The following is a 22,016-nucleotide window of genomic DNA, read 5'->3' as shown; positions in this document are numbered from 1 at the left end:
TGGTGAAGTATCGATTCGGCTAACACCCATCCGGGTTGTGTATGAATTGTGTGAGTGGCGTGATTGAATCATGCACAACTCGGCCTGGTGGCTTGAACTCGACCGTTCGGTTCCCCGTGTCCTGTGTCCTCAGCAGGATGTCCGCGCGCTCGTACAGGTCCGCCCGGCCGAGCCGGTACGAACGTGCGGCAGGGGCGGGAGTGGTGGATCCGCGCGCGCCCCTGCCGTAGCGCACCTTGTGTTCCCGCGCCCCTCCCGACCGGAGGCCCGCGCCCGGCAGGAACCGCAATCGTCCGCGGTCCGCCGGACGGGAGCGTGCGCCGCGTCACCGTGCCGGCATACCGCGACTGCGGTGCCGCCTGCCGTCACGTACGTGAAGGGAACCCTCCATGACCACAGCCGCCGCCGCGACTGTCTCCGACTTCTACTACGGCGCGGTGACCCCGGTCGCCGCCTATCTGATGGCGTGCCTGGGAGCGGCCCTCGGGCTGCGCTGCACGACCCGTTCGCTGCGCCGACCGCAGCACAGAGCCCGCTGGCTGGCGCTCGGCGCGGTCTCCATCGGCTGCGGCATATGGACCATGCACTTCATCGCCATGATCGGCTTCAGCGTCGAGGGCGCGCTCGTCAACTACGACGCCACGAAGACCCTGTTGAGCCTCCTCGTGGCGATCGCCGTGGTCGCCGTAGGAGTGTTCCTCGTCGGTTACCGGGGCGGCTCCCCGCTGAACCTGGGTGTGGCCGGCGCGGTCACCGGGCTCGGCGTCGCGGCCATGCACTACCTCGGGATGGCCGCCATCCACACGAACGGCACCCTTCACTACGACACCGGGACCGTGGCGCTCTCCATCGTGATCGCCATCGCGGCCGCCACCGCGGCGCTGTGGGCGGCGGTCTCCATCCACGCGCTGTGGGCGAGCCTCGGCGCGAGCCTGGTGATGGGCGTGGCCGTGACCGGAATGCACTACACAGGTATGGCCGCGGTCTCCGTCCACCTCACCGACGTGGCCGGGTCCTCGCAGTCCTCGGCCGACCTGGTCGCCTTCCTCCTCGTCATGCTCGCCGGTCCGCTCCTCGTGCTCCTGGTCGCCGCCGTGATCGTCATGTTCGACCCCGACATGATGCTCGGCGAGGCCGCGGCGAAGACGTCGGAGCCCGAGCCGGCACCGCTGTTCGGCGGGGACTCCGTGTTCCCGGCGAGAGAGCCGTCGCAGACCCACACCTCCTGGTGACCTGAGACCCGGACCGCTTCACCGCACCATGCGGGTACGGCGGCTCAGTCCGACAGCCGCCACAACAGCCGGTAATACCTGATGCGTTCCGGGTCCGGCTCGACTCCGTAGGCGTCGAGCAACGGCTCTTCCCAGCCGGGACCGTAGTTCCACCGCGTGCTCCACGTCGCGATGGCGAGGTCGGCCCAGCGGTCGGCGACTCCGAGCGCGCCGAGGTCGACGTGACCGCTGCACCTGCCGTCGTCGCCGATCAGGGTGTTCGGGGCGCAGGCGTCGCCATGGCAGACGACGAGTTCATCGACGGGCGGGATGTCGGTGAGCACGCGGAGCGCACGCGCGACGGTCCCGAGGTGCTGGAAGTCCTCGGGCCGGTCCGCCGGATCGATCAGGCCCGCCGCCGCCCGGGACCGTACGGCCTCCAGTCGCTGCCCGGCCGACCAGTCGAACGGGCAGTCACCAACGGACAGTTGCTCATGCAGGGCGCGCAGCCCGGTACCGATGGCGCGTACCGCGGTGCCGGGGTCGCGCTTCCAGTGGTCGTCCACGGCCGTACGTCCGGGCAGGCCGGCCGTGACGATCCATGACCCCGTCTCGTCCGCGCCCTCGTCGAGGACGCGCGGCACCACGGCGAACGCCACCGCCCAGCGCAGGCGCACCACCTCGGCCGAGAGATCGATGCCGCTGCCCGCCGCCGTCCACTTCACGAACTGCCGCGCATCCCCGAGGCCGACCTGAAACGTCAGACCGCCGACTTCGTTCCGCGACACGGCCCGCACCGGCCGCCCCGCCGCGAGTTCGGTGACGATCCGGGGAAGCTCGACCGGCCCTTGGGGCGAGGTCACCGTCACCAGGCCGTCACCCCTTCCCGTGCTGCGGCCGGTGGGTGAGGAGGTCGCCGGGCTGGCAGTCGAGGACTTCGCAGATGCGGGTCAGGGTGCTGAAGCGGATGGCCTTCGCGCGGCCGTTCTTGAGGATGGACAGGTTGACGTTCGTGACGCCCACCTGGGCGGCCAGTTCGGCCAGGGTCATGCCGCGTTCCTCCAGGATCCGGTCGAGGTGGACCTCGATGGCGTGCGGGTCGGCCTCGGCGGGGGACATCAGATGACGCCTTCGAGGTCTTCGCGCATCACGGTGCCGACCCGCATGATCCGGGCCAGGGAGAGCAGCCCGATACCGGTGAGCAGCGCGAAGTACGGCATGCCGTGGTCGACGTCGTAGAGCAACGGCCTGTGGTCCGCTGTCCGCAGGGAGTTGAGCAGCGCGGCTCCCGCGACGCTCTCGGTGACGTGGCAGACGAGGCTGCCGACGGCCAGGTACCAGCCCAGGAGGCGTATACGGCCCGCGGTCCGGAAGGTGTACGGGCCGTCCTGGCGCGCGGCGCGGATCAGCCAGTACAGCAGGAACAGGGCGCCGATGTAGAGGGCGGAGGACGGCAGTTCGGTCAGCGTGCTGAGCAGACGTGCGCCGCCGCTGGGTGAGTAGTCGCAGAACCGCGGCGTGAACGAGACCACGATGCCGGGCTTGGGCTCCATGACCCGGCTGAACCAGTCCTCGCCACCGCCCTGCGTGGACGGATCGGTGGCGCAGACCGAACCGTCGCCCCATCCGAAGACGCCGCCGATCCCGACCGCGGCGTACGTCTTCAGGGCCAGGAACACCGCGACCAGCGCGCAGAGCACGGTGACCACGCCGGCCATGGGTTCCAGCGGGTTTCTGCTGCCGTTCTCGGCCCCGGTCGACTTGTCGGTCATGGCGGACCGCCCCCTGTGTATCGTTTATCGATGTTATCGAAAAACGATACAGCGATGAGTGAGCGAGAGGCAAGTGGCCCGCACGCCGGCCGCCTTGCGCCCGTTCTGCCCCAACTCGTCCCGCGGGGAGAGGTGTGACCCACATCCACAGTGGTGCGACCAACTCGATGGCGGTGTCCTCGGCCGCCCTACCGCGCGCCGTGGCCCGCGGGTCGTCCCACAGCCGACGGGCGCCGATGCGAGAGGTCGCGAGCGCGTCCTGGACGGGCAGGCCGTAGTACGCCCTCCTGCGCGACTCGGCCTGAAATGCGAGCAGTCGCTCGGCCGGCGGCAGTGCCGCGTACGAGGGGAGCTCGCGCCTGATGTCGTCGGTGACGACGTCGCCGAGCTCATCGAGCCGCGACAGCGGGGACGGTCGCTGAACGCGTGATCATGAGCGGTCGCGGGCTCCGGCCCGCGGCCACCAGGCTCGGAGGGGTCGACGACTTCGCCCTCACCGACAGCGTGGCACCAACTCGGCCCCTACGAAGCCCCGTTCGGCCCCGCCTGCGAAGTCTCGGGCGTCTCCGCCGGGGCGGGCGGCAGACCTGCCGGTGACCGTTCGCGTTCCGCGTCCGGCTTGTGGCCGCCGCGCAGCGCCGAGGCGACCGCGGAGACCAGGGCCATGCCCGCCGCCACGCTGAAGACGATGGTCAGGCCGTGGTGGAACGGGCCCGAGACCAGCTGGGGGAAGAAGGTGTGGCCGGTCAGGACGGCGCGCTGGGCCGCGGTGACGTGGTCGAGGGTTCCGTTGGACGCGAGCAGGTGCTGGATGGGGTTGTTGCCGAGGAACGTCGCGAACAGCGTGCTCACCGGAGGCAGCGACGCCGCCTGCTCCGCCGCGCCGGTCGGTACCCCGTGCAGCTGAAGCCCGTGGCTCAGCGTCCTGGGCAGCGAGGACGCGAGCCCGGACACCATCAGGGAGAAGAACACGCCGATGGACAGGGCGGTGCCCGAGTTCTGGAAGGTGGAGCGCATGCCCGAGGCGACACCCCGGTACTCGCTCGGCACGCTGCCCATGATGGACGACGTGTTCGGCGCGGAGAACATGCCCTGGCCAAGGCCGTTGAGCAGCAGCAGCGCGGCGAACATGCCGTAGTCGAAGTCGATGGGCAGCGCGAGCAGGCCGAGGAAGGAGAGCGCCACGACGATCAGCCCGACCGTCGAGAACATCCGGGCGCCGAACCGGTCCGACAGATAGCCGGACACGGGCCCGGCGATGAGGAAGCCGACGGTGAGAGGGAGCATGAAGATGCCCGCCCACAGTGGGGTGTCCTCGTAGTCGTAGCCGTGCAACGGCAGCCAGATGCCCTGCAGCCAGATGATCAGCATGAACTGCAGCCCGCCCCGCGCGATCGCGGTCAGCAGGGCGGCCAGGTTGCCCGCGGCGAAGGCGCGCACCTTGAACAGGGCCAGGTTGAACATCGGTTCGGCGATGTGCGTCTCGACGTAGCAGAAGATCAGCAGGAGGACGACGCCGCCGACGAGGCCGCTGAGCACCCACGGGTTTCCCCAGCCGGTGGCGCTGCCGCCGTAGGGCTGGATGCCGTAGGTGATGCCCGCGAGGAGGATGCCGGCGCCGGCCGCGAAGGTGAGGTTGCCGAGCCAGTCGATGCGGCCGGGGCGGCCCGCCGAGGTCTCGCGCAGGCTCAGGTACGACCAGATCGTGCCGGTGATGCTGATCGGCACGCTGACCCAGAACACCGCGCGCCAGTCGACGACGGCCAGCAGACCACCGGCGAGAAGACCGAGGAACTGGCCCGCGAGCGCGGTGATCTGGTTGATGCCGAGGGCCATTCCGCGCTGCCGGGCTGGGAAGGCGTCGGTGAGGATCGCGGCCGAGTTGGCGGTGAGCATGGACCCGCCGAAGGCCTGCACGACCCGCCACAGGATCAGCCACATCGCCCCCGCCCCCGCGCGGAACGGGTCCAGGGACAGCGCGACGGAAGCGCACGCGAAGATCAGAAAGCCGATGTTGTAGATCTTCACCCGGCCGAACATGTCACCGAGCCGGCCGAGCACGACGACCAGCACCGCCGAGACCAGCAGATAGCCCAGGATCATCCAGAGCAGATAGCCGATGTTGCCCGGCGCCAGCGGATCGAGGCCGATGCCGCGGAAGATCGCGGGCAGCGAGATGATCACGATCGAGGCGTCCATCGTGGCGATGAGCACGCCGAGCGTGGTGTTCGACAGCGCGACCCACTTGTAGTTCGGCCCGGGGGGAGCGTCCTGTCGACGCCCGGAGTGCACGGCGCTCAGCAGCGACGGCCTGCCGCCCTCGTTCCGCTGTCCGTCGCCGGGTATGTGCGCGCGCTCGGTCACAGTCGCTCCGCCAGCCGGTCGAGAAGGGGCAGGGCCGACGCGAGGGTCGCGCGCTCCTCCGCGGTGAACTCGTCGAGGACGGCCCCGAGCCGGTGGACCGACGCGGAGCGCCGCTCGGCCAGCACGGCACGTCCCTCGTCCGTGATCGCCAGGATGCTCCGCCGCCCGTCCGCGGCATCGGGGCTGCGGCGGACCAGCCCGCGCTGTTCGAGCAGCGCGAGGGTGCTGGCCATCGCCTGCGGGCGTACCCGCTCCGCCTCGGCGAGGGACGTGGGCGATTCGGAGCCGTCGCGGGCGAGCCGGGCCAGGACCGAGACTCCGGAGAGTGACACGTCCCCCACGGCGTGCGCCTGACGCAGGCGCCGCGTCACCCGGCCCACCGCGAGCCGCAGCTCGGACGCGAGCTGAGCGGTGTCGTTCGGGCTGTTCACCTTCATAGTTACTAACAGTAGATTTATCAGCCTGAACTGCTCAACCAATTGTTAGTAAATGGCGTGAGGAGGCCATCGGTGGAGAGAGGACGCCCCAGAGGACTGTTCGTCGGTCTGTGCACCCTGGACGTCATCCAGCTCGTGGACCACGCACCGCGCTCGAACGAGAAGCTCACGGCTCGGGAGCAAGCGGTCGCCGCGGGCGGCCCGGCGGCCAACGCGGCGGTCGCCTTCGGCCATTTGGGCGGCGCGGCCACGCTCCTGACGGCAATTGGCGCCCACGCGCTGGGAGTTGGGGTGGCGGCCGACCTGGACGCGCTGGGCGTGACCCTCTCCGACCTGGCGGCCGACTCGGCGGAGCCGCCCGCGGTCTCCTCCGTCCTGGTGACCGCGTCCACCGGAGAACGCGCCGTCGCCTCGACCAACGCGACGGCACACCGGCTCGCCCCGCCCGAGGACCTCGACGCACTGGTGGCGGCGTCCGACATCGTCGAGTTCGACGGTCACCACATAACGCTGGCCGTCGCCGCGGCCCGCTCCGCGCGCGCCCTCGGCCGCAAGACCCTTTTCGACGGCGGCAGTTGGAAGCCCGGCACCGAGGACCTGCTGCCGTTCATCGACGTGGCCGTCTGCTCGGCCGACTTCCGCCCACCCGGTACGAGCACACCGGCGGACACGCTGCGCTTCCTGCGGGAACACGACGTCGCCCGGTCGGCGGTGAGCGGGGGAGCGGACCCCATCGTCTGGGCGGCGCCGGACGGCGAAGGCACGGTGGACGTGCCGTCGGTGAAGGTGGCGGACACGCTGGGCGCGGGCGACGTGCTGCACGGGGCCCTCGCCTATCACCTCGTGGGGGCCCGCCCGACACCGGAGGGCTTCGCCGAGGCGCTGCGCGCGGCGGCCGTCGTGGCCTCTCGGGCATGCGCCTCGTTCGGCACGCGCGCGTGGCTGCGGGAGGGGTGACCCGGGCCAACCCGTCCCGGCCTGAGATGATCATCAGGAACGTACGCGTCACCGGACCGTACGCGACAGGGATGGGAAACATGATCGCTGCAGTACTGCTGGTCCTCTTGGCGCTCCTCGTCGGCGGGTGCGCGTGTGTGTTCTGGGCCGAGCGCGGCGGGCCCCGCTGGGCCCGTGTCGTCGCGACCGTGACCCTCTCCGCGAGCGACCTCCTGCGCAGCTCCGACAAGAAGCGGCGGTGGGGCCAGAACCCGAGCGGCCAGGACGACTAGCGAGGTCGGGTCACCGCGGCAGGTGCCGAACCGGTCGGGGAACGCGCCGGGAGGCAACCCTTCTCCGGACCCCAACATGCCTAGACTGAGCCGTCGTTGATCGTTTCACGGACGGTCTCAGGAGGACCACATGCCCCGCACCCCGTCTCGACGCACCGCTCTGCGCGGCCTGGTCGCAGGCTCAGCCGTGGTGATCGGCTTCGATCCCTTCACCCGTGGCTGGGCGGCGACCGACACCGGCCGGCCGCTCACCGGCCTCCCCCATCTGGACGGGACGCTCCACACCGACGACGCCTCGCTCGGCGCGGACGCCGACGACTTCGGGCACATCGTGCACCGGCGCCCGGCCGCGGTGCTGCGCCCCGGCTCGGTGCGGGACGTCGTCGCGATGGTGCGGTTCTGCAATCTGCACGGACTCAAGGTGGCGCCGCGCGGACAGGGCCACGGGACGAACGGGCAGGCGCAGGTCGAGGGCGGCCTGATCATCGAGACCGAGCCGCTCGCCTCCATCGGCCCGGTACGGACGGGGAGTTCACGCGTCACGGTCGGCGCGGGCGCCAAGTGGAGCGACGTCGCCAAGGCGGCCATCGCCCACGGACTGACCCCGCCCGTCTTCACCGACTACCTCGAACTCTCCGTCGGCGGCACCCTCTCCGTCGGCGGCCTGGGCGGCCAGAGCCACCGGCAGGGCGCCCAGGTCGACAACGTCCTCGAACTCGAAGTCGTCACCGGAGCAGGGGAGTTGCTCCGCTGCTCGCCGACCCGCCACCCCGACCTCTTCCACGCCGTGCTCGCCGGCCTGGGCCAGTGCGCGGTGATCGTCGGCGCCACCCTGCGCCTGGTCCCGGCCCCGGAGACCGTACGGCACTACCTCCTGCCGTACGACGACCTCCAGACCTTCCTCGACGACCAGCGACTCCTCGCCATCGAGGGCCGTTTCGCCTACCTGGAGGGCCAGGTCGGCGCGGACGCCGCCGGGGTCTTCAACCAGTTCGCCATCGAGGCCGTCGCCTACGGGCCGCCGGTGGGGGACACCCCCGACGACACCGTCCTCCTGCGGGGTCTGCGCTACGTCACGTCCGGCGCGCAGATCACCGACCTCGGCTACTACGACTTCCTCGACCGGCTCGCCGCCTCCGTCGCTGCCCTGAAGGAAGCGGGCCTGTGGGCCTACGCCCACCCCTGGCTCAACCTGGTCATGCCGGGCCGTAGCACCGCCGACGTGGCCGGCACCCTGCTGGACGCCCTCACCCCGGCCGACCTGGGACCGGGCGTCGTCCTCCTGTACCCGCTGCTGCGCGAGCACCTCCGCACGCCGCTGCTGCGGATGCCCGACGACCCGATGCCCTACCTGTTCGCGGTCCTGCGCGCCGCGCCGCCCGAGGACACGACGACCGTACGACGCCTGCTGGCCGCCAACCGGTCCGCGTACGAGACGGTCCGGGCGGCCGGCGGCACCCAGTACCCGGTCGGCTCGATCCCCTTCCAACACGCCGACTGGAAGCGGCACTTCGGGCCGGTCTGGAAGCGGTTCGCCGAGGCGAGGAAGACGTACGACCCGAAGGGGATCCTGGTTCCGGGGCAGGGCATCTTCTGAACGCCGGTGCCGCTCTAGTCGGGAGGCGGGTCCGCCGGCGCGTCGCGCAACGCGGCGCGGGAGGCCACGCCCGGCTTCGGGAAGAGCTGGCGCAGGTGGGCGGCGACGGTGCGCGGGGAGAGGAAGAGGCGCTCGGCGATCTGCCTCTTGGTGAGACCGGCCGCCGCGAGGAGGGCGATCTCCCGTTGCTGGGGCGTCAGTGATGCTCCTCCGGTGACCCCGGCGCTGCCGATGGACAGGCCGGTCGCGCACAGTTCGTCGCCCGCCCGGGCTGTCCGGGGGCGGGCGCCGAGCCGCTCGAACGTGTCGATGGCGTCGGCGAGTTGGGAGCGCGCCTCCGTCGTGGCCTTCACCCGGCGGAGGCGTTCGCCGTGGGCGAGCCGGACCCGGGCCAGCTCGAAGGGCCAGCGGTCGGTGCCGGGTACGGCGAGCGCCTCCTCGAACAGGTCGAGCGCTTCATGGTCCACGGCCGCCATCGCCGCCGACGCCTTCACCAGGAGCGCCAGCCGTGGCGAGATCGCGGCGATGCCGGCCTCATCCGCCGCCGCCGCGTGGGCCGTTGCCTCCGAGGCCCGGCCCGTTCTGACCGCGGCCTCGACGAGATCCATCACGACGAACAGGGCCGGCGGGACATGCGAGGCGAGTTCCCCCGCGCGACTGATGGCGCACGCGTGCCGGTAGGCGTCCTCGAACCGGCCCCGGCTGAACGCGGCGAGCGCTCTCGCATGCGAGGCGCAGGACAGGTAGGAGCCGACACCGCGCGGTGTCGCCCACAGGGTCATCTCGTCCGTGAGGGCCGCGGCCTCGTCACCCCGGGCGGCTGCTACGAGCGCACGCTGATACAGGAACTCCGTCGACAGCAACTGGTAGCTGGGGGCCTCGCCCAGATCCCGGCCCCGCGCGGCCTGCGCCTCCGACGCGTCCCATTCACCTGACACGAAATGGTCCCGGCCCAGGTACACCAGCCCCCGGACCTCCACGGTGAGCGAGCTGTTGTGCCGCCCGTCGCGCAGCACGCGCCGCGGCGCCGTCCCGCACGCCGGCAACCGGTCCACGTAGAGAGACGTCATGGCGAGCCGGATGACACGGACCGGGTCGGCCTCCCGGTCGAGGGAGGCGATGGCCTCGTCGAGCATCCCGAGAACGGGCGGCGCCGTGCGCGCCGGGTCGGCCATCGTGCAGAGCGTCAGGGCGAGTTGGTCCGGAACCTCCGGTTTCAGCAGGCCGAGCGCCCGGTGCAGCGGCTTCCACAGCTCCGGGCGCTGACTGCTCTGGCACAGCCAGGCGAGCGTGTACAGCGCGTCGATCATGGTGGGATCGGCGGCGTCGTACGGCTGGTGCTGCATGTCGATCGCGCCGACGAGCAGCCGGTGGGCGGTGTCGAGGTCACCCTCACCGCTGAGGAGGATGTGGTGTGCGGCGGCGACCGCGGCGACCAACGGTCCCGCCCGTCCGCCGTCGGCCAGCCGGGCCTCTTCGAGTAGGCGCGGCACATCGCGCAGATCACCGGTCAGATCCGCGCCGAGATAGGCCGCCTCCGCGATCCGGCGACCGCGCTCGTAACCGCGCGGGCTCAACTCGGCGGCGCGCAGCAGAGCGCCGATGGCCCCGCCCGCGTCACCCCGCCGCACGTTGTCGCACGCCACCTCCTCCAGGGGGATCGCGTCTTCCTCGGTCGGCTCGACCGTGGCATGGGCGAGGTGCCAGGCGCGTCGCCCGGGGCGGTCGGACCAGTACTCCGACAGAGTGCGATGCGCCTCCCGGCGCTGCTCGCCGGTGGCGAGTTCCACGACGGCGGAGCGCGTGAGGGGATGGCGGAACACCAGTCGCCCGGTCGTCGCGTCCACGAGCCCGGCCCGCTCCGCGTCCGCCAGATCCTCCATGCCGGTCCGCTCGGACGTGGCCGACGTGAGGACGCGCAGACCACCGGTGTCGTCCAGGACCGCGTACAGGAGGAGCAGCCGGGTCGGCGCGGGCAGCGTCTCGACGCGGGACGCGAACACGGCCTGGAGGCGGCGGCTCAGGGGGAGCAGCTCGGGGACCGCGGCTCCGGAGCGCTGCGGCGCGGTGAGCGCGACGGGCAGTTCGAGCAGGGCGATCATCGCCATGGCCGAGGAGATCGGCGGCCCGGTGCCCGCCGACCATGCAACGGCAGTGTCGCGGGGGTACAAGAAGCTCGCCGGGTGCACGACCGCCGCGCTCAACTCCAGGGATTCCTGGTCGGTTTCACCGGCGACGCCGTGAGTGTCGGCGCCGCCCTGGGAGTCGGTGGCCCTGAGCGTCGTGGCGGAGCGGGCCTCAGTGCGCCTCCTCGTGCCGGCGTCGGAGCTGGGCCGGAGCGTTTCCGCCGCCCGACGCGGTGGTGCCGCGTGCGGCGGCGCGGGCCGGGCCGTCGGGGATCGTGAAGGCGAAGACGGCGGTCACCGCGGCGAGGGCGGCCAGGGTCAAGTAGGCATGCTGGTAAGCGGAGATGGGCGGGTTCGCGGCGGCTCCCGTGGGCGTGCTCAGGACCAGGGCCGTGGTCACCGCCGCCGGCGCGAAGGCGCCGCCGGTCTGCCGTACGACCGTGTTGAGCGTGGACGCCTGGGACAGGTCCTTGCGGGAGAGCGTCGCCAGCGAGGCCACCGTGGTCGGCATGAAGACGCCGCCCATGCCGATGCCGAGCAGGAACATGTAACCGCGGAAGGTCCACAGGCCGGTGTCCTGGTCGCAGGTGGAGAGGAGCACCAGGACCCCGCTCACCATGGTCAGGCCCGAGCCGATGATGATCCGGGGGCCGACCCTGGAGTAGAGGATCCCGGCGATCTGCACGGTCAGCAGCACGCCGAAGGCCTCGGGGAAGGTGCTGGTGCCGGACTCCAGCGCGGAACGGCCCTGCCCCTGCTGGAGGAAGAGCGGGCCGAGATACATCGCGCCGAGGATCGGCACCAGGCCCACCAGATTGATCAGGTTGGTGTCCCGGAAGAGCCGGTCCGCGAAGAGCCGGAGTTTCAACAGCGGCTCGGAGACCCGCAGTTCGAAGACGACGGCCGCGGTGAGCAGGATCGCGCCCAGAGTGAGGGCGGTGACGACGGAGGGGGAGGTCCAGCCGCGGTTGGGGCCCTCGCAGACGCCGAACATCACGCCGCCCAGAGCCGCCGCGCTCAACAGCAGCCCGGTGAGGTCGAATCGGCCGGGCCGGTGCCCGCGGTGCTCGGCTAGGAACAACGCCCCGAACACCACGGCGGGCAGGCCCAGCGGCAGGTTGACGTAGAACACCCAACGCCACGACAGATGGTCCACCAGCAGGCCGCCGAGCATCGGGGCGACGGCCGGGGCTATCTGCTGCGGGATGATCATGTACCGCGAGATCCGCACCTGCTCCCAGGAGTTGAAGGTGCTGTAGAGCAGCGAGGAAGCGGCCGCGAAGAGCACTCCGGCGGACATGCCCTGCACCGCGCGGGAGGCGATGAGCTGACCGAGGTCGGCCGCCGCGCCGCACAGCAGTGACGAGACGAGGAAGGCGCCGAGGGCGGTGAGCAACACCCGCTTGGCGCCGAACCGTTCGACCAGCCAGGCGGAGGCGGGGATGGCCATGGCCAGGCAGACCGGATAGACCACGACCACCCCGTCCAGGGCGGCCGTCGTCAGCTGGAACTGGCGGGCGATCGACGGGAGCGCGACGGTCGTGATCGCTCCGTCGACGATGGCTATGAACGTCACACAGACGCACATGACGGGGACGACGAGACGCTGGCCGGGGCGGAGATCGCGGAGGCGGCGGAGAACTCGTGAGTCTCGTGAGTCTCGGGGGTCTCGTGGGTGAAGGGGAGGGGCGAGGGGGACGGGAGGGCGTCGGAACGGCAGCACATGCTGAGCATACTCACTATGTGAGTGCTCATTGTCGCCGCCCGGGGCTCGTACAATCGGCCCTCACCACGGAACGGGGAACGCCATGGCAGTGCACGGCAGCAGCGACATCCTGGTCGACGAGCTCTACGAGACGACGCACCAGCTGCGCCAGTTCGTCGAGACCCGGCTGCGCGCCAACGGGGCCTCGGTCGCGCGACTGCGCGCCCTGCGGATGCTCGCGCATGCCGAACAGCCTCTGCGTATGCGGGACTTGAGCGAGATGACCGGCGTCGTGGCACGGACCACGACCAGCATCGTGGACAGCCTGGAACGCGACGGATTGGTCGAGCGGGTACGCCATCCGCACGACCGTCGCGCGTTCCTGCTGCGCCTCACCGACAAGGGGCGGGAGTGCCACCGCGAGGCGGAGGAGATCGACGGCCTCGCGCTCGCGGAGGCGACGGCCGGGCTGGACACGGAGGACCGGGCGCAGCTGCGGACCCTGCTCGCCGGCATCCGCAAGGCGACGGCCTGAGCACCGAAGGCCCGTGCGCTCAGGCGGTGGTCCAGTCGCGCAACTGGCGGGCGATCCGGGGGAGGCCCAACTCCCCGGAGGCAGTGTCGCGGACGAGTGCCACGGCCGCCTTGGGCGGGTAGTCGAGGCGGCGCTCGTTGAGGATCAGGTAGGCCTCGGTGGCGTGCCAGGCGAAGGCCTCGTTGGAGTGCTCCAGGCACGGCAGCTTCGCCAGGGTCTGCAGCAGCGCGGCCGCCTTCAGGTGCAGGGAACCGTAGATGTCACGCTCCATCGCACGGGCGTCGACCCGGGCGGCCGCGGCGTACAGCGGGCCGTAGTCGTCGACCTGGGGATCGCGGTGGAGGAGTTCGGCGGCGTGCAGCAGGAAGGTGACGTCGAGCGCGTGCGGCGGTTCGGGCTGGGTCACGCGGCGTGCCCCTGCTCCTGGCGCTCAAGTTCACGGAGGGCGTCCGCCTCGGCCGCCCGCTGCTCCGCGCTGGGATCGGCGCTGCCGGGCTCGGCCGCGAACGCCGCGCCGCTGCGCGCCATCGACTCCTTGAAGCCCTCAAGGAACCGCTCTTCGACGGCCGTCGCACGCGCGTAGGCGGCCGAGAGGATGTACTCCTGCAGGCTGACCCCGGCCTGCTTGGCGGCGGCCTCGATGGCCGCGCGTTGCCGGGGGTCTCGGAAGCGGAGGTTCATGGCCTTCGGCGTGTTCGGCATGACGTCCACGGTACCAGTGGTACCACGCACGGGGCCCGGCATTTCCTACACCGGCGTATGGCCCTCCAGATAGGTACGCACGGCCGCCGGCACCCCGGCGGCGATGGCATCGGCGAACGGCGCCCAACGCACCTGCCCCGCGGTGAGCTGAGCCTCTCCCGACGGGTCGTCGCTGAGCAGTTGGCACACCACGGCCGGCCCGCCTGCGGACTCGGACTCCAGAAGGCTTGTGCCGTCCACGAGGAAGCCGGTGAGTTCGTACACCGCCCGCGCGGCAGTGGCCTGCGCCGTCTCGGCCTCCTCGGGGACACCGGACGGCAGACTCCAGCCACCCTGCACATCCACCAGCAGCACACGCCCGTCATTCACGACGAGCGCGTCCACCGCGTCCTCGGCGACCTGCTCCAACGCCATGTCCCAACCGTCCCTTCGTGCACGGCGCGACCGTTCGTCCGGTCGTGCCCGAGCCGGTTTCCTACCCGGGACTGATCGGTTCACGCGGCACGGACGCACCGGGAGACGCCGACTCGGCCCGCGAACCCGGCCGTCCCCTCGATATGGGCCAGGCCTCCCTCGCATCAGGACACGACCGACAACACCGCCCCCACCCCGACCTACGTTGGGGCCATGATCCGCTCCACATCCTCGCCCACGGCCCCCGGCGCGACCCGTCCACCCCTCAGCCCCAGCTGGTTCGCGGCCGTGATGGGCACCGGCATCGTCGCCGACGCGGCGGTCACCCTCCCGCGGAGCCTGCCCGGGTTGCGGACCGCGGCCACGGTCGTCTGGGTGGGCGCCGTACTGCTGCTGGTCCTGCTGGCCGTCGGATACCTCCGGGGCCGGGCACTGCGGACGCACGCGGGGGATCCGGTCGTGGCGCAGTTCTTCGGCGCGCCGCCGATGGCACTGCTCACGGTCGGCGCCGGGGCGCTGCTGCTCGGCCGCCGGGTGATCGGGCTCGACGCCGCGCTGGACGTGGACCGGGTGCTGTGGTCGCTCGGCACCGCACTCGGCCTCGCCACCGCCTGCACGGTCCCGTACCTGATGGTCACCCGGCACCGCTTCGCGCCGGACGCGGCGTTCGGCGGCTGGCTGATGCCGATCGTGCCCCCGATGGTCTCCGCCGCGACCGGCGCCCTGCTCGTCCCGCACACCCCGGCCGGCCAACTCCGACTCGCCCTGCTCCTCGCCTGCTACGCGATGCTCGGCCTGGGCCTCGTCGCAGCGCTGCTGGTCCTGGCCATCCTCTACGGCCGCCTGGTGCACCACGACGCGCCCACCGGCGCCATGGTGCCCACGGTGTGGATCGGCCTCGGGGCCCTGGGGCAGGCGGTGACGGCACTCGGCGCGCTGGCCACGGCCGCGCCGAGCGCACTGCCCGCGCTCTACGCCCGGGGCGCCGAGGCCCTCGCGCTGCTGGGCGGAATCCTGGTGTGGGGCTTCGCCCTGCTGTGGCTGGCTCTCGCCACCGCCCTGACCGCCCGGACGATCCGCGCCGGGCTGCCGTTCGCGCCCACCTGGTGGTCGTTCATCTTCCCGTTCGGCGCACTCGTGACCGCCACCAACTCCCTTGCGGCGCGCACCGGTTCGGTGTTGTTCGTGTGGCCGGCCGTCGTGTTCTACGTGCTGCTCGTCCTGGCCTGGATCGTGGTGGCCGGGGGCTCCCTGCGTCACGTCGCCGTCACCAGGACGGCGCGGTCGGCGACGCGGGAACTGAGTAACTCCCTTACGCTGCCGGGCTAGGCCTGGCCTAGTTGACCGCGCCATTGCGCAGTGCCGCGAGGCGGGCCATCTGCTCACCCATCCCGCGGGTTCCGGCCAGCGGGGTGAGGGCGTGCGGCCAGACGGAGTGGACCAGGCCGACGTGCCGTGCGCCGCCGAGGGCGACGACCGGGTCGAGGAGCACGATGCCGCGCAACGTCGCCTGCTCCAGGATGAGTTGGGACGTCACGGCGTCCGTCGCGCCGTGCGGGGTGTCGTACGGCTCGACCACGTCGTCGAGGTCGAGCAGGCCGTACCGCGCGGAAAGGATCAGCAGCCGGTCCGGTCGTAGCGCGTCGGCGGCCTTGCGGCACGCGCGGTGGTACGAGCCGGTGTACAGGTCGGCGGCGCGCGCGGGCCGGTCCAGTTTGCGGCTGCCGCACGGGATGACGACGAGTTCCGGCTGGAAGCAGTCGAGTTGGAGTCGGTCGTTCGGGGTCATGCCTGCCTGTCCTGTTCCGTGTTCACGATAGTCGTGTCCGTGTCCGTGTCCGTGTCCGTGTCCGTGTCCGTGTCGGAGTCCGAGTCCGAGTCCGTGTGCGCGCCCGTGCCGGTCGTCCGGAAGCTCGTCCGGAACGCACCCGGCGTCACCCCCAAGTGCCGTACGAACGCCCTGCGGAGCGACTCGGCCGAGCCGAAGCCGGTGCGCCGCGCCACCACCGGCAGGGCGTCGTCAGAGGTCTCCAGCAGTACCTGGGCCGCCTCCAGCCGGACCTGCTCCACATACCGGGCCGGGGTCGTCCCCACCTCTTCGTCGAAGAGCCGGCTGATATGGCGGACGCTGGTGCCCGCCCGGCGGGACATGGTGGCCAGCGTGTGCTCGGCGCCGGGGTTCGCGGCGACCGCGTCCAGCACTCGCCGGAGCAACTCCATTCGGGAGTGCGGGAGTTGGGAGCGTACGCTGAACTGCGACTGTCCTCCCGGCCGTTGCATGAAGACGACCATGTCCTTGGCGACCGCCCGGGCGACCTCCGCACCGAAATGCTCCTCGACGAGCGCCAAGGAGAGATCGATACCGGCCGAGACACCCGCAGAGGTCATCATCGGGCCGTCCCGCACGAAGATCGCGTCCGGCTGGACCCGCACGGACGGGAAACGCACGGCCAGTTGCCGGGACTGCCGCCAGTGCGTCACGGCCCGACGCCCTCGCAGCAGTCCGGCCGCGGCCAGCAGGAACGCGCCGGTGCACACCGACGCCGTACAACGCGCCATACCGTGCAGCCGCCGCACGGCATTCAGGAGCGCGTCGTCCTTGATCACCGTCTCCCATTCCGGACCGCCCGGGACCACGAGGACGTCGTACGGCTCACGCACGTCGTCTACGGCGAGGTCGGCGCCGATGCGGGTCCCGGCGGAGGTGATCACCCCGGCGCCGTCCTCGGAGGCGACCTGCACCCGATAGCGCCCGCCGAACTCGTTGGCCGACGCGAACACCTCGATCGGGCCCGTCACATCGAGCAGCCGGACGCCCGGGAAGACGAGGACGGTGACGGTGAGGGGACCCGTTCCGGGGCGGTTGTGGTTCATCGGACAGCCAGCATGCGTCGGTGACCGGTGCCGGTGCCACGACCGGTTTCCTCGCTGCTGGGAGGCACCGCCTCCCAGCAGGTCTTCCGGGGTACCGGCCCCCGTCCAGTCCGCTGCCCCGACAACTACGTCGCGGGCAGGCCCGGTTGACCCACGACCGGCAGGCGCAGGGACGTGTGCGCCAGATCGACGGTGATCGTCGGCCGGTCGGGCGCGCGGTTGGCGATGCCCCAGTCGGTGCCCGCGACGACCAGGGCCAGCCGGTGCCCGGTCGGGACGACGTGGTCGACGCTCGCGAGCGTGAGGGTGAGGGTGTACGGCTTGCCGGGCGTGAGCGGCTGGACCTTGTGCGCGTCGGCGGCGGTGCCGAGCGCGGCCCAGCCCCGGCTGAAGACGGTGCGCGTGACGTGCTTGGTCCTGGCCGCCGTCTTCTTGTAACAGCCGCTGTCCTGGGCCGAGTTCGCGCCCCAGCAGGACGTTCCGGAGACCGTGGAGATGCCCAGACCGGCCTTGTCGTAGTCCCGGATGGTGGCCGGGCCGACATCGACGAGGACCGCCGACAGGTTCGCGGTCACGGTCGTCGAGGCGGCGGTGACGGTCACCCGCGAGGTCCCGGAGACGCGCAGCGGTTTCGTGAGCGGCTTGGTCATGAAGCCCGTCTTCTCGCCGGTCGACTGGTCGATGTGCGCGGCCCAGTCGAGCTCGGACCTGTTCGTGGCGTCGGTGAAGGTCTCGGTCCCGCCGCTTCCCGGTTTCGCGCTGAGCGTGCCCACGCCCGCCTGCGTGCTCTGAACGGGGTTGAGGGTCAAGGGAGTTGTGGACTCAGGCGGCCAGACCGCGTCCGTGGTCCAGTGGTCCGGGGTGCGCTCGATGTCGGCCATCGGCGCGCGGTCGATTCCGTTGTCGTAGCCGAGGAGTTCATGGTCGAACCAGTGGTGCAGGGTGTCCACCCACTGCGTACGGCGGTAGTCGAAGGGGTCGACGTGCCCGGTCCGGGAGAGCCAGATCTTGCGCTCGACGCCGTTCGCGGCGAGGGCGTCCCACCACTGGCCGACGTTCTTGGTACGGACGGTGAGGTCCTGTTGGCCGTGCACGACGAAGACGCTCGCCGTCACCTTCTTCGCGTCCGTCACATAGTCGCGCTCGGCCCAAATCGCGGACCAGACACCGGACTTGACGTTCGCGTCGCCGAGCGGCTTGTTCACGGCGGCGCAGCGCTTGCCGGTGGCGTCGCTCTCGACCGTGCGGATCAGCGCGCCCGGGGTGGGTGCGTTGCCCATCAGCCCGGCTCCCTGGGAGAAGTAGGCGTCGTACCAGGAGGAGATGGAGCTGATCGGGACGATCGTCTTCAGACCCTTCACGCCGGTCGCGGCGACCCCGTTGGCAATGCTGCCGTCCCAACTCTTGCCGATCATCCCGGTGTTGCCGTTGGTCCAGCCGGCCTTGGCGGGGGTGGTGCCAGTGTGCGTGGTGTAGGCGTGGGCCCGGCCGTTGAGCCAGTCGACGACTGTCTTCGTGGACTGGATGTCGATGGGCCCGCCGGCGTCCGTGCAGCCGTCGGAACGGCCGGTGCCGGGGAGGTCGACGGCGACGAAGGCGTAGCCGCGCGGGACGAAGTAGTTGTCGTAGAAGAGCGGGAAGCCGACCGGGCGGCCCTTGGCGTCGTAGGTCTTCTTCTGGCTCTCGTTGCCGCGGCCGCAGCAGGAGTAGTACGGACTGGCCTCCATGATGACCGGTATCCTCCGTCCCTTCGCGGCGGGTTCGGCGGGACGCACGATGTCGACGGCCACCCGGTCGCTCTTCCCGTCACGGTCGTCGTCGCGCCCGCTGTCGACCCAGACGGTCTCCCGGACGGCCTTCTTGTACGAGTAGACCGGTCTGCTCTCCCCGGAAGGGCCCGCCGATCTCGACGCCCCCGCCCCCGTTCCCGCTGCCGTCGTGGCCGAGCCGACCGCTTTCGAGACCGTGGGGTGCGTCGAGGAGGAACAGCCGACCAACAACAGGGCGGCGACCGCGGTCCCGACGAGGGCCGACAGGGCGAACTGCCTTTGGGGAGGGCGTTCGTGGGATGAGGTGGTGGAAAGGTTCGGGTGCACGTATGAGTAACGGGCCTATCCTCACGGGAGGTTGTCGTGATGACGTCGGGAGATTCCAAGTCGCTCTGTGCTGACGGCTGCTGACGTGGCGTCAGTGTCATACCTGACTGCCGGACATGTGTCACGTTCTGCTGGCAGCGGGTGGTACGCCGGGTGGCATGCCGGAGGGCACGTGGGACGCCTGGGAGGAGCCGTTCCGTGTCCCGTACCGGGACTACGTGCGCGGCCCGCTGGACCCGGGCCCCGCTGACGTTCCTGACCGACGCGCACCCGGGGATCCGGGCGGTCCTTCAGGGCCACCTCGACACCTGGGCCACGCACAGCGCCGCCATCGTTACCACGGGTGCCCGACTGCTTGGCACGTCGGACATCGAGGCCACGGCGCTGAAGGCGTGGGAGGAGCTGCGTGCGGCTGCTGGCTTACCTGCCCTTGTGTGCCGCAGGCGCTCAGGTCGGACGCCCGCCGAACTGCCAGTTGTGCACCTCGATGTCGGCGTAGCGGTCCCGGGTCAGCACGGCGCGCGCCGTCTCCGGGTCCGGTGCCCGGAGCAACGCCGCCGTGCCCAGCCAGGCGGCGCCGTCGTCGGACAACAGGGGCCCGTACGCGATCAGTTCGTCCCGGCCGGGCGGCACAGCCAGGTCCACGGCCTGCCCGGTGCCGAAGCCGAGCACCAGGTACCGGTTGCCGCCGGTCCGGCCGCCGGGGAAGTCCCACATGGTGCGCCCGAGCGTGTTGCGCCAACGGCGCAGCAGTACGTCCCGGTAGACGCCGGCCTGGTAGTTGGGCTCGTCGAAGGCGAACGCGCGGGCCGTGGCCGGATCGGGCAGGTCGAGGATGTGCACGCTGCCGGTGGGGGTGTCACCGTCGTCGGCGAGCGTCGGGCCCCGGGCGATCATCTCCTTCGCGTACTGGTCCATGTAGGACCAGTGCCGTTCGAGCAGTTCGTCGCGCAGGGTGAGGGAAGCGGGCCGGTCGCGGTGGTAGCAGAGGAACTCCATGCCCGAAGGATCTCCTCGTGGAGATGACCGGGTCGAGCGGGTTTCCCCGCCGGCCTTGGGATCAGGTCGGGTGGTCTGGTCCGGCCCGGCAGTTGCCACTTGGGGCTTTATCTCGGAAAGGGCCTCTGGCCTGCGTCGGAGACCTCGGCTTCCAGGGCCGCGCCGGCATCGCCGAGTGCCCAGTGCACTCCGACCTGTACAGGTCGACGGCGGCCGGGCTGATGGGGAACAGGCGTCCCGGCGGGGCGGTTTGAGGCTGTCGGCTCGCGGCGCGGCGGGCTTCCTCCGTCATCGCGAGGGCCCCGGCGCGGTGGCCGCCCCGGGCCGGGGTGTAGGCCAGGGTGCAGAGCATCTGCGCGCACGCCGCCGCCGACGCGTCGGTCCGCAGTCCGGTCGCCTGTACCCCGGAGGCCGCCGCCGACATAAGGCACTGGGCCTCCTCGCCACAGTCCTGGTGGCGCAGCACGATCGCCAACTCCCGGACTGCGGCTGCCGATGCGAGGGGGGAGCCGAAGACCTCGGCCCAGGTACGGACGCGGTCCGCGGTGAGTCGGGCCTGCAGCGTCGTCCACGGCATTCCGGTCTCCGGCTCAGCTGCCCCCTACGTCCTGTCCGCCACGGCCACCGCAGACAAGTCGCCCCGGCGCGTAACGGACTGCCCCCCGGGGCAAAGGTTCGTGGCCAGCGCACTATGCGTGCGGATGGAGCGACCGTCGGTGGGTTGTCGATGACCAGGTGCTCGTCGGACGGTCTCTTCGAACCGGTCACGTATGCGGGTGCCCGCCGGTCAGGGCGAAGAACACGTCGTCGAGGTCGGGGGTGTGCACGGTCAGCTCGTCCGCCTCGATGTCGGCGGCGTCCAACCAGTCGAGGATGGCGCGCAGTTCGCGCTGGCTGCCGCCGCTGGGGATCTGCAGCGAGAGCGTCTCGTCGAACCGGGTGACCTCGCGCAGGGCCGTCGCGGCGGACTGGTAGGCGTCGGGGTGGGTGAACCGGAGCCGCACGTGGCCGCCGGGGACGAGCCGCTTCAACTCCTCGGCGCTGCCTTCGGCGACGAGCTTGCCGTCGTTCAACACCGCGATGTGGTCGGCGAGTTCGTCGGCCTCGTCGAGGTATTGGGTGGTGAGGAAGACGGTCGTCCCGTTCGCGACGAGTTCCCGGATGATGCCCCACATGTTGTGCCGGGAGCGGGGGTCGAGGCCGGTGGTCGGTTCGTCGAGGAAGATGATGTGTGGGTTGCCGACCAGGGTCATGGCGAGGTCGAGGCGGCGCTTCATGCCGCCGGAGTAGGTGGAGGCGGCTTTCTTGGCGGCTTCGGTGAGGTCGAAGCGTTCCAGGAGTTCGGTGGCGACCTGTCGTCCCTCCTGTTTGGGGAGGTGGTGGAGGTCTGCCATGAGGAGCATGTTCTCCTCGCCGGTGATCAGGCCGTCGACGGCGGAGAACTGTCCGGTGACGCCGATCGTGGCCCGTACGGCCTGTGGGTCGGTGGTCAGGTCGTGGCCGCCGACGCGCAGGTTGCCGGCGTCGGCGGTGACGAGGGTGGAGAGGATCTTGACGGCGGTGGTCTTGCCGGCGCCGTTCGGGCCGAGCAGGGAGAAGACGGTACCGGCCGGGACGGCCAGGTCGATGCCGTCGAGGACTGTCTTGTCCCCGTAGGCCTTGCGCAGCCCGGTGGCCGAGATCGCGAGTTCCTCGGTGGTTGTCGTCATGCCGCAGAGCGTGCGGCAGGGCGCATTCAGCTCGGTTTCACCATGGTTTCAGCGTCCTGGACTGGGCTTGGGAGGGTAATTCCTCGTTGTTTCCCTGCTGCTGCTGCGTCTGCCCTCTGGCGCCGTCTCGCGGCTGGACAGCAGTGACCTTGACACATGTGCGGGCAGGGTTGCTGCCAGACGAGGCCACATTGAACCGTCTCAGGGTCGTCGGAGACTTCGGGTTGTTCTGAGGGGGCATGTATG

General features: G+C 71.0%; 22 protein-coding genes. 6 read left to right on the top strand and 16 right to left on the bottom strand.

Annotation, left to right across the window (positions count from 1 at the left end; genetic code table 11):
• Window positions 1–389 precede the first annotated feature (389 nt).
• On the top strand, window positions 390–1,232 hold the full coding sequence (locus tag OG226_RS04100; RefSeq protein ID WP_328675238.1) for an MHYT domain-containing protein: 843 nt from the start codon (window positions 390–392) through the stop codon (window positions 1,230–1,232).
• A gap of 44 nt (window positions 1,233–1,276) precedes the next feature.
• On the opposite strand, the gene OG226_RS04095 is transcribed toward OG226_RS04100, so the two are convergent.
• The 5 genes from OG226_RS04095 to OG226_RS04075 form a co-directional block, all read right to left on the bottom strand.
• Window positions 1,277–2,080, bottom strand: a complete 804-nt coding sequence (locus OG226_RS04095; RefSeq protein WP_329347924.1) for an aminoglycoside 3'-phosphotransferase — start codon at window positions 2,078–2,080, stop codon at window positions 1,277–1,279.
• A 7-nt stretch (window positions 2,081–2,087) separates the two neighbouring features.
• Complete coding sequence (locus OG226_RS04090) at window positions 2,088–2,330, bottom strand: helix-turn-helix domain-containing protein (RefSeq protein WP_328675236.1); 243 nt, start codon at window positions 2,328–2,330, stop codon at window positions 2,088–2,090.
• On the bottom strand, window positions 2,330–2,983 hold the full coding sequence (locus OG226_RS04085; protein WP_328675235.1) for a DUF2975 domain-containing protein: 654 nt from the start codon (window positions 2,981–2,983) through the stop codon (window positions 2,330–2,332). The genes OG226_RS04090 and OG226_RS04085 overlap by 1 nt, the downstream gene beginning before the upstream one ends.
• 522 nt (window positions 2,984–3,505) lie before the next feature.
• Window positions 3,506–5,347, bottom strand: a complete 1,842-nt coding sequence (locus tag OG226_RS04080) for an MFS transporter (RefSeq protein WP_443044566.1) — start codon at window positions 5,345–5,347, stop codon at window positions 3,506–3,508.
• Window positions 5,344–5,784 carry a MarR family winged helix-turn-helix transcriptional regulator gene (locus OG226_RS04075; protein ID WP_328675234.1) on the bottom strand — a complete coding sequence of 147 codons (441 nt, stop codon included), beginning with the start codon at window positions 5,782–5,784 and terminating at the stop codon, window positions 5,344–5,346. The genes OG226_RS04080 and OG226_RS04075 overlap by 4 nt, the downstream gene beginning before the upstream one ends.
• Before the next feature lie 72 nt (window positions 5,785–5,856).
• On the opposite strand from OG226_RS04075, the gene OG226_RS04070 reads away from it, so the two are divergent.
• From OG226_RS04070 to OG226_RS04060, 3 genes are all read left to right on the top strand, one after another.
• Window positions 5,857–6,741 carry a PfkB family carbohydrate kinase gene (locus OG226_RS04070; RefSeq protein ID WP_328675233.1) on the top strand — a complete coding sequence of 295 codons (885 nt, stop codon included), beginning with the start codon at window positions 5,857–5,859 and terminating at the stop codon, window positions 6,739–6,741.
• 80 nt (window positions 6,742–6,821) lie between these two features.
• Complete coding sequence (locus OG226_RS04065) at window positions 6,822–7,013, top strand: hypothetical protein (protein ID WP_443044564.1); 192 nt, start codon at window positions 6,822–6,824, stop codon at window positions 7,011–7,013.
• A 130-nt stretch (window positions 7,014–7,143) separates the two neighbouring features.
• Window positions 7,144–8,610, top strand: a complete 1,467-nt coding sequence (locus OG226_RS04060) for an FAD-binding protein (protein ID WP_329347923.1) — start codon at window positions 7,144–7,146, stop codon at window positions 8,608–8,610.
• A gap of 14 nt (window positions 8,611–8,624) precedes the next feature.
• Here OG226_RS04060 and OG226_RS04055 read toward each other — a convergent pair whose 3' ends face one another.
• Window positions 8,625–10,814 (bottom strand): helix-turn-helix transcriptional regulator, encoded by a 2,190-nt coding sequence (locus OG226_RS04055; protein ID WP_329347922.1) that lies wholly within the window; start codon window positions 10,812–10,814, stop codon window positions 8,625–8,627.
• A 94-nt stretch (window positions 10,815–10,908) separates the two neighbouring features.
• Entirely contained in the window at window positions 10,909–12,312 is a 1,404-nt protein-coding gene (locus OG226_RS04050) for a DHA2 family efflux MFS transporter permease subunit (protein ID WP_443066861.1), read from the bottom strand.
• 232 nt (window positions 12,313–12,544) lie between these two features.
• Between OG226_RS04050 and OG226_RS04045 the strand changes: the two genes are divergently transcribed.
• On the top strand, window positions 12,545–12,976 hold the full coding sequence (locus tag OG226_RS04045) for a MarR family winged helix-turn-helix transcriptional regulator (protein ID WP_329347920.1): 432 nt from the start codon (window positions 12,545–12,547) through the stop codon (window positions 12,974–12,976).
• Between the two features lie 19 nt (window positions 12,977–12,995).
• On the opposite strand, the gene OG226_RS04040 is transcribed toward OG226_RS04045, so the two are convergent.
• From OG226_RS04040 to OG226_RS04030, 3 genes are read right to left on the bottom strand one after another with little or no spacing between them, the layout of a single operon-like run.
• Window positions 12,996–13,382 carry a fic family toxin-antitoxin system, toxin component gene (locus tag OG226_RS04040; RefSeq protein ID WP_328675226.1) on the bottom strand — a complete coding sequence of 129 codons (387 nt, stop codon included), beginning with the start codon at window positions 13,380–13,382 and terminating at the stop codon, window positions 12,996–12,998.
• Window positions 13,379–13,678, bottom strand: a complete 300-nt coding sequence (locus OG226_RS04035; protein ID WP_329347919.1) for a type II toxin -antitoxin system TacA 1-like antitoxin — start codon at window positions 13,676–13,678, stop codon at window positions 13,379–13,381. Before OG226_RS04035 ends, OG226_RS04040 begins: the two co-directional genes overlap by 4 nt.
• Window positions 13,679–13,723: 45 nt before the next feature.
• Complete coding sequence (locus OG226_RS04030; protein ID WP_328675224.1) at window positions 13,724–14,092, bottom strand: NUDIX domain-containing protein; 369 nt, start codon at window positions 14,090–14,092, stop codon at window positions 13,724–13,726.
• Between the two features lie 213 nt (window positions 14,093–14,305).
• Between OG226_RS04030 and OG226_RS04025 the strand changes: the two genes are divergently transcribed.
• The gene (locus tag OG226_RS04025) at window positions 14,306–15,421 is read left to right on the top strand and encodes a C4-dicarboxylate ABC transporter (RefSeq protein ID WP_329347918.1); all 1,116 of its coding nucleotides are present in this window, start codon (window positions 14,306–14,308) and stop codon (window positions 15,419–15,421) included.
• A 7-nt stretch (window positions 15,422–15,428) separates the two neighbouring features.
• Here the strand turns inward: OG226_RS04025 and OG226_RS04020 are convergent, their stop codons facing one another.
• The 6 genes from OG226_RS04020 to OG226_RS03995 all read right to left on the bottom strand — a co-directional run bounded on the left by OG226_RS04020 (window position 15,429) and on the right by OG226_RS03995 (window position 21,770).
• Window positions 15,429–15,881 (bottom strand): DUF6884 domain-containing protein, encoded by a 453-nt coding sequence (locus tag OG226_RS04020; RefSeq protein ID WP_328675222.1) that lies wholly within the window; start codon window positions 15,879–15,881, stop codon window positions 15,429–15,431.
• Window positions 15,878–16,966, bottom strand: coding sequence for a GlxA family transcriptional regulator (locus OG226_RS04015; RefSeq protein ID WP_329347917.1), 1,089 nt, complete (start codon window positions 16,964–16,966; stop codon window positions 15,878–15,880). The genes OG226_RS04020 and OG226_RS04015 overlap by 4 nt, the downstream gene beginning before the upstream one ends.
• Window positions 16,967–17,091: 125 nt before the next feature.
• Window positions 17,092–18,966, bottom strand: coding sequence for a Xaa-Pro dipeptidyl-peptidase (locus tag OG226_RS04010; protein ID WP_443066982.1), 1,875 nt, complete (start codon window positions 18,964–18,966; stop codon window positions 17,092–17,094).
• Window positions 18,967–19,509: 543 nt separating this feature from the next.
• Window positions 19,510–20,061, bottom strand: coding sequence for a YciI family protein (locus tag OG226_RS04005; RefSeq protein ID WP_329347915.1), 552 nt, complete (start codon window positions 20,059–20,061; stop codon window positions 19,510–19,512).
• 61 nt (window positions 20,062–20,122) lie between these two features.
• A complete protein-coding gene (locus OG226_RS04000) occupies window positions 20,123–20,638 on the bottom strand; it encodes a hypothetical protein (RefSeq protein ID WP_443066860.1) in 516 nt (171 codons plus the stop codon).
• Between the two features lie 187 nt (window positions 20,639–20,825).
• Window positions 20,826–21,770, bottom strand: coding sequence for an ATP-binding cassette domain-containing protein (locus OG226_RS03995; RefSeq protein WP_329347914.1), 945 nt, complete (start codon window positions 21,768–21,770; stop codon window positions 20,826–20,828).
• Window positions 21,771–22,016 lie beyond the last annotated feature (246 nt).

Origin of the sequence: Streptomyces sp. NBC_01261, assembly GCF_036226385.1 — a bacterium.
Lineage (GTDB): Bacteria > Actinomycetota > Actinomycetes > Streptomycetales > Streptomycetaceae > Streptomyces.
The sequence above is the reverse complement of the archived record's forward strand: the minus strand, read 5'-3'. Positions and strand labels throughout refer to the sequence as shown.

Excerpts from the sequence above, each read along its gene's own strand:
- OG226_RS04045 (WP_329347920.1), top strand. The coding sequence starts at position 12,545 with ATGGCAGTGCACGGCAGCAGCGACATCCTGGTCGACGAGCTCTACGAG.
- OG226_RS04030 (WP_328675224.1), bottom strand. The coding sequence starts at position 14,092 with ATGGCGTTGGAGCAGGTCGCCGAGGACGCGGTGGACGCGCTCGTCGTG.
- OG226_RS04025 (WP_329347918.1), top strand. The coding sequence starts at position 14,306 with ATGATCCGCTCCACATCCTCGCCCACGGCCCCCGGCGCGACCCGTCCA.
- OG226_RS04000 (WP_443066860.1), bottom strand. The coding sequence starts at position 20,638 with ATGCCGTGGACGACGCTGCAGGCCCGACTCACCGCGGACCGCGTCCGT.
- OG226_RS04085 (WP_328675235.1), bottom strand. The coding sequence starts at position 2,983 with ATGACCGACAAGTCGACCGGGGCCGAGAACGGCAGCAGAAACCCGCTG.
- OG226_RS03995 (WP_329347914.1), bottom strand. The coding sequence starts at position 21,770 with ATGACGACAACCACCGAGGAACTCGCGATCTCGGCCACCGGGCTGCGC.
- OG226_RS04075 (WP_328675234.1), bottom strand. The coding sequence starts at position 5,784 with ATGAAGGTGAACAGCCCGAACGACACCGCTCAGCTCGCGTCCGAGCTG.
- OG226_RS04015 (WP_329347917.1), bottom strand. The coding sequence starts at position 16,966 with ATGAACCACAACCGCCCCGGAACGGGTCCCCTCACCGTCACCGTCCTC.
- OG226_RS04090 (WP_328675236.1), bottom strand. The coding sequence starts at position 2,330 with ATGTCCCCCGCCGAGGCCGACCCGCACGCCATCGAGGTCCACCTCGAC.
- OG226_RS04020 (WP_328675222.1), bottom strand. The coding sequence starts at position 15,881 with ATGACCCCGAACGACCGACTCCAACTCGACTGCTTCCAGCCGGAACTC.
- OG226_RS04100 (WP_328675238.1), top strand. The coding sequence starts at position 390 with ATGACCACAGCCGCCGCCGCGACTGTCTCCGACTTCTACTACGGCGCG.
- OG226_RS04060 (WP_329347923.1), top strand. The coding sequence starts at position 7,144 with ATGCCCCGCACCCCGTCTCGACGCACCGCTCTGCGCGGCCTGGTCGCA.
- OG226_RS04065 (WP_443044564.1), top strand. The coding sequence starts at position 6,822 with ATGATCGCTGCAGTACTGCTGGTCCTCTTGGCGCTCCTCGTCGGCGGG.
- OG226_RS04005 (WP_329347915.1), bottom strand. The coding sequence starts at position 20,061 with ATGGAGTTCCTCTGCTACCACCGCGACCGGCCCGCTTCCCTCACCCTG.
- OG226_RS04035 (WP_329347919.1), bottom strand. The coding sequence starts at position 13,678 with ATGCCGAACACGCCGAAGGCCATGAACCTCCGCTTCCGAGACCCCCGG.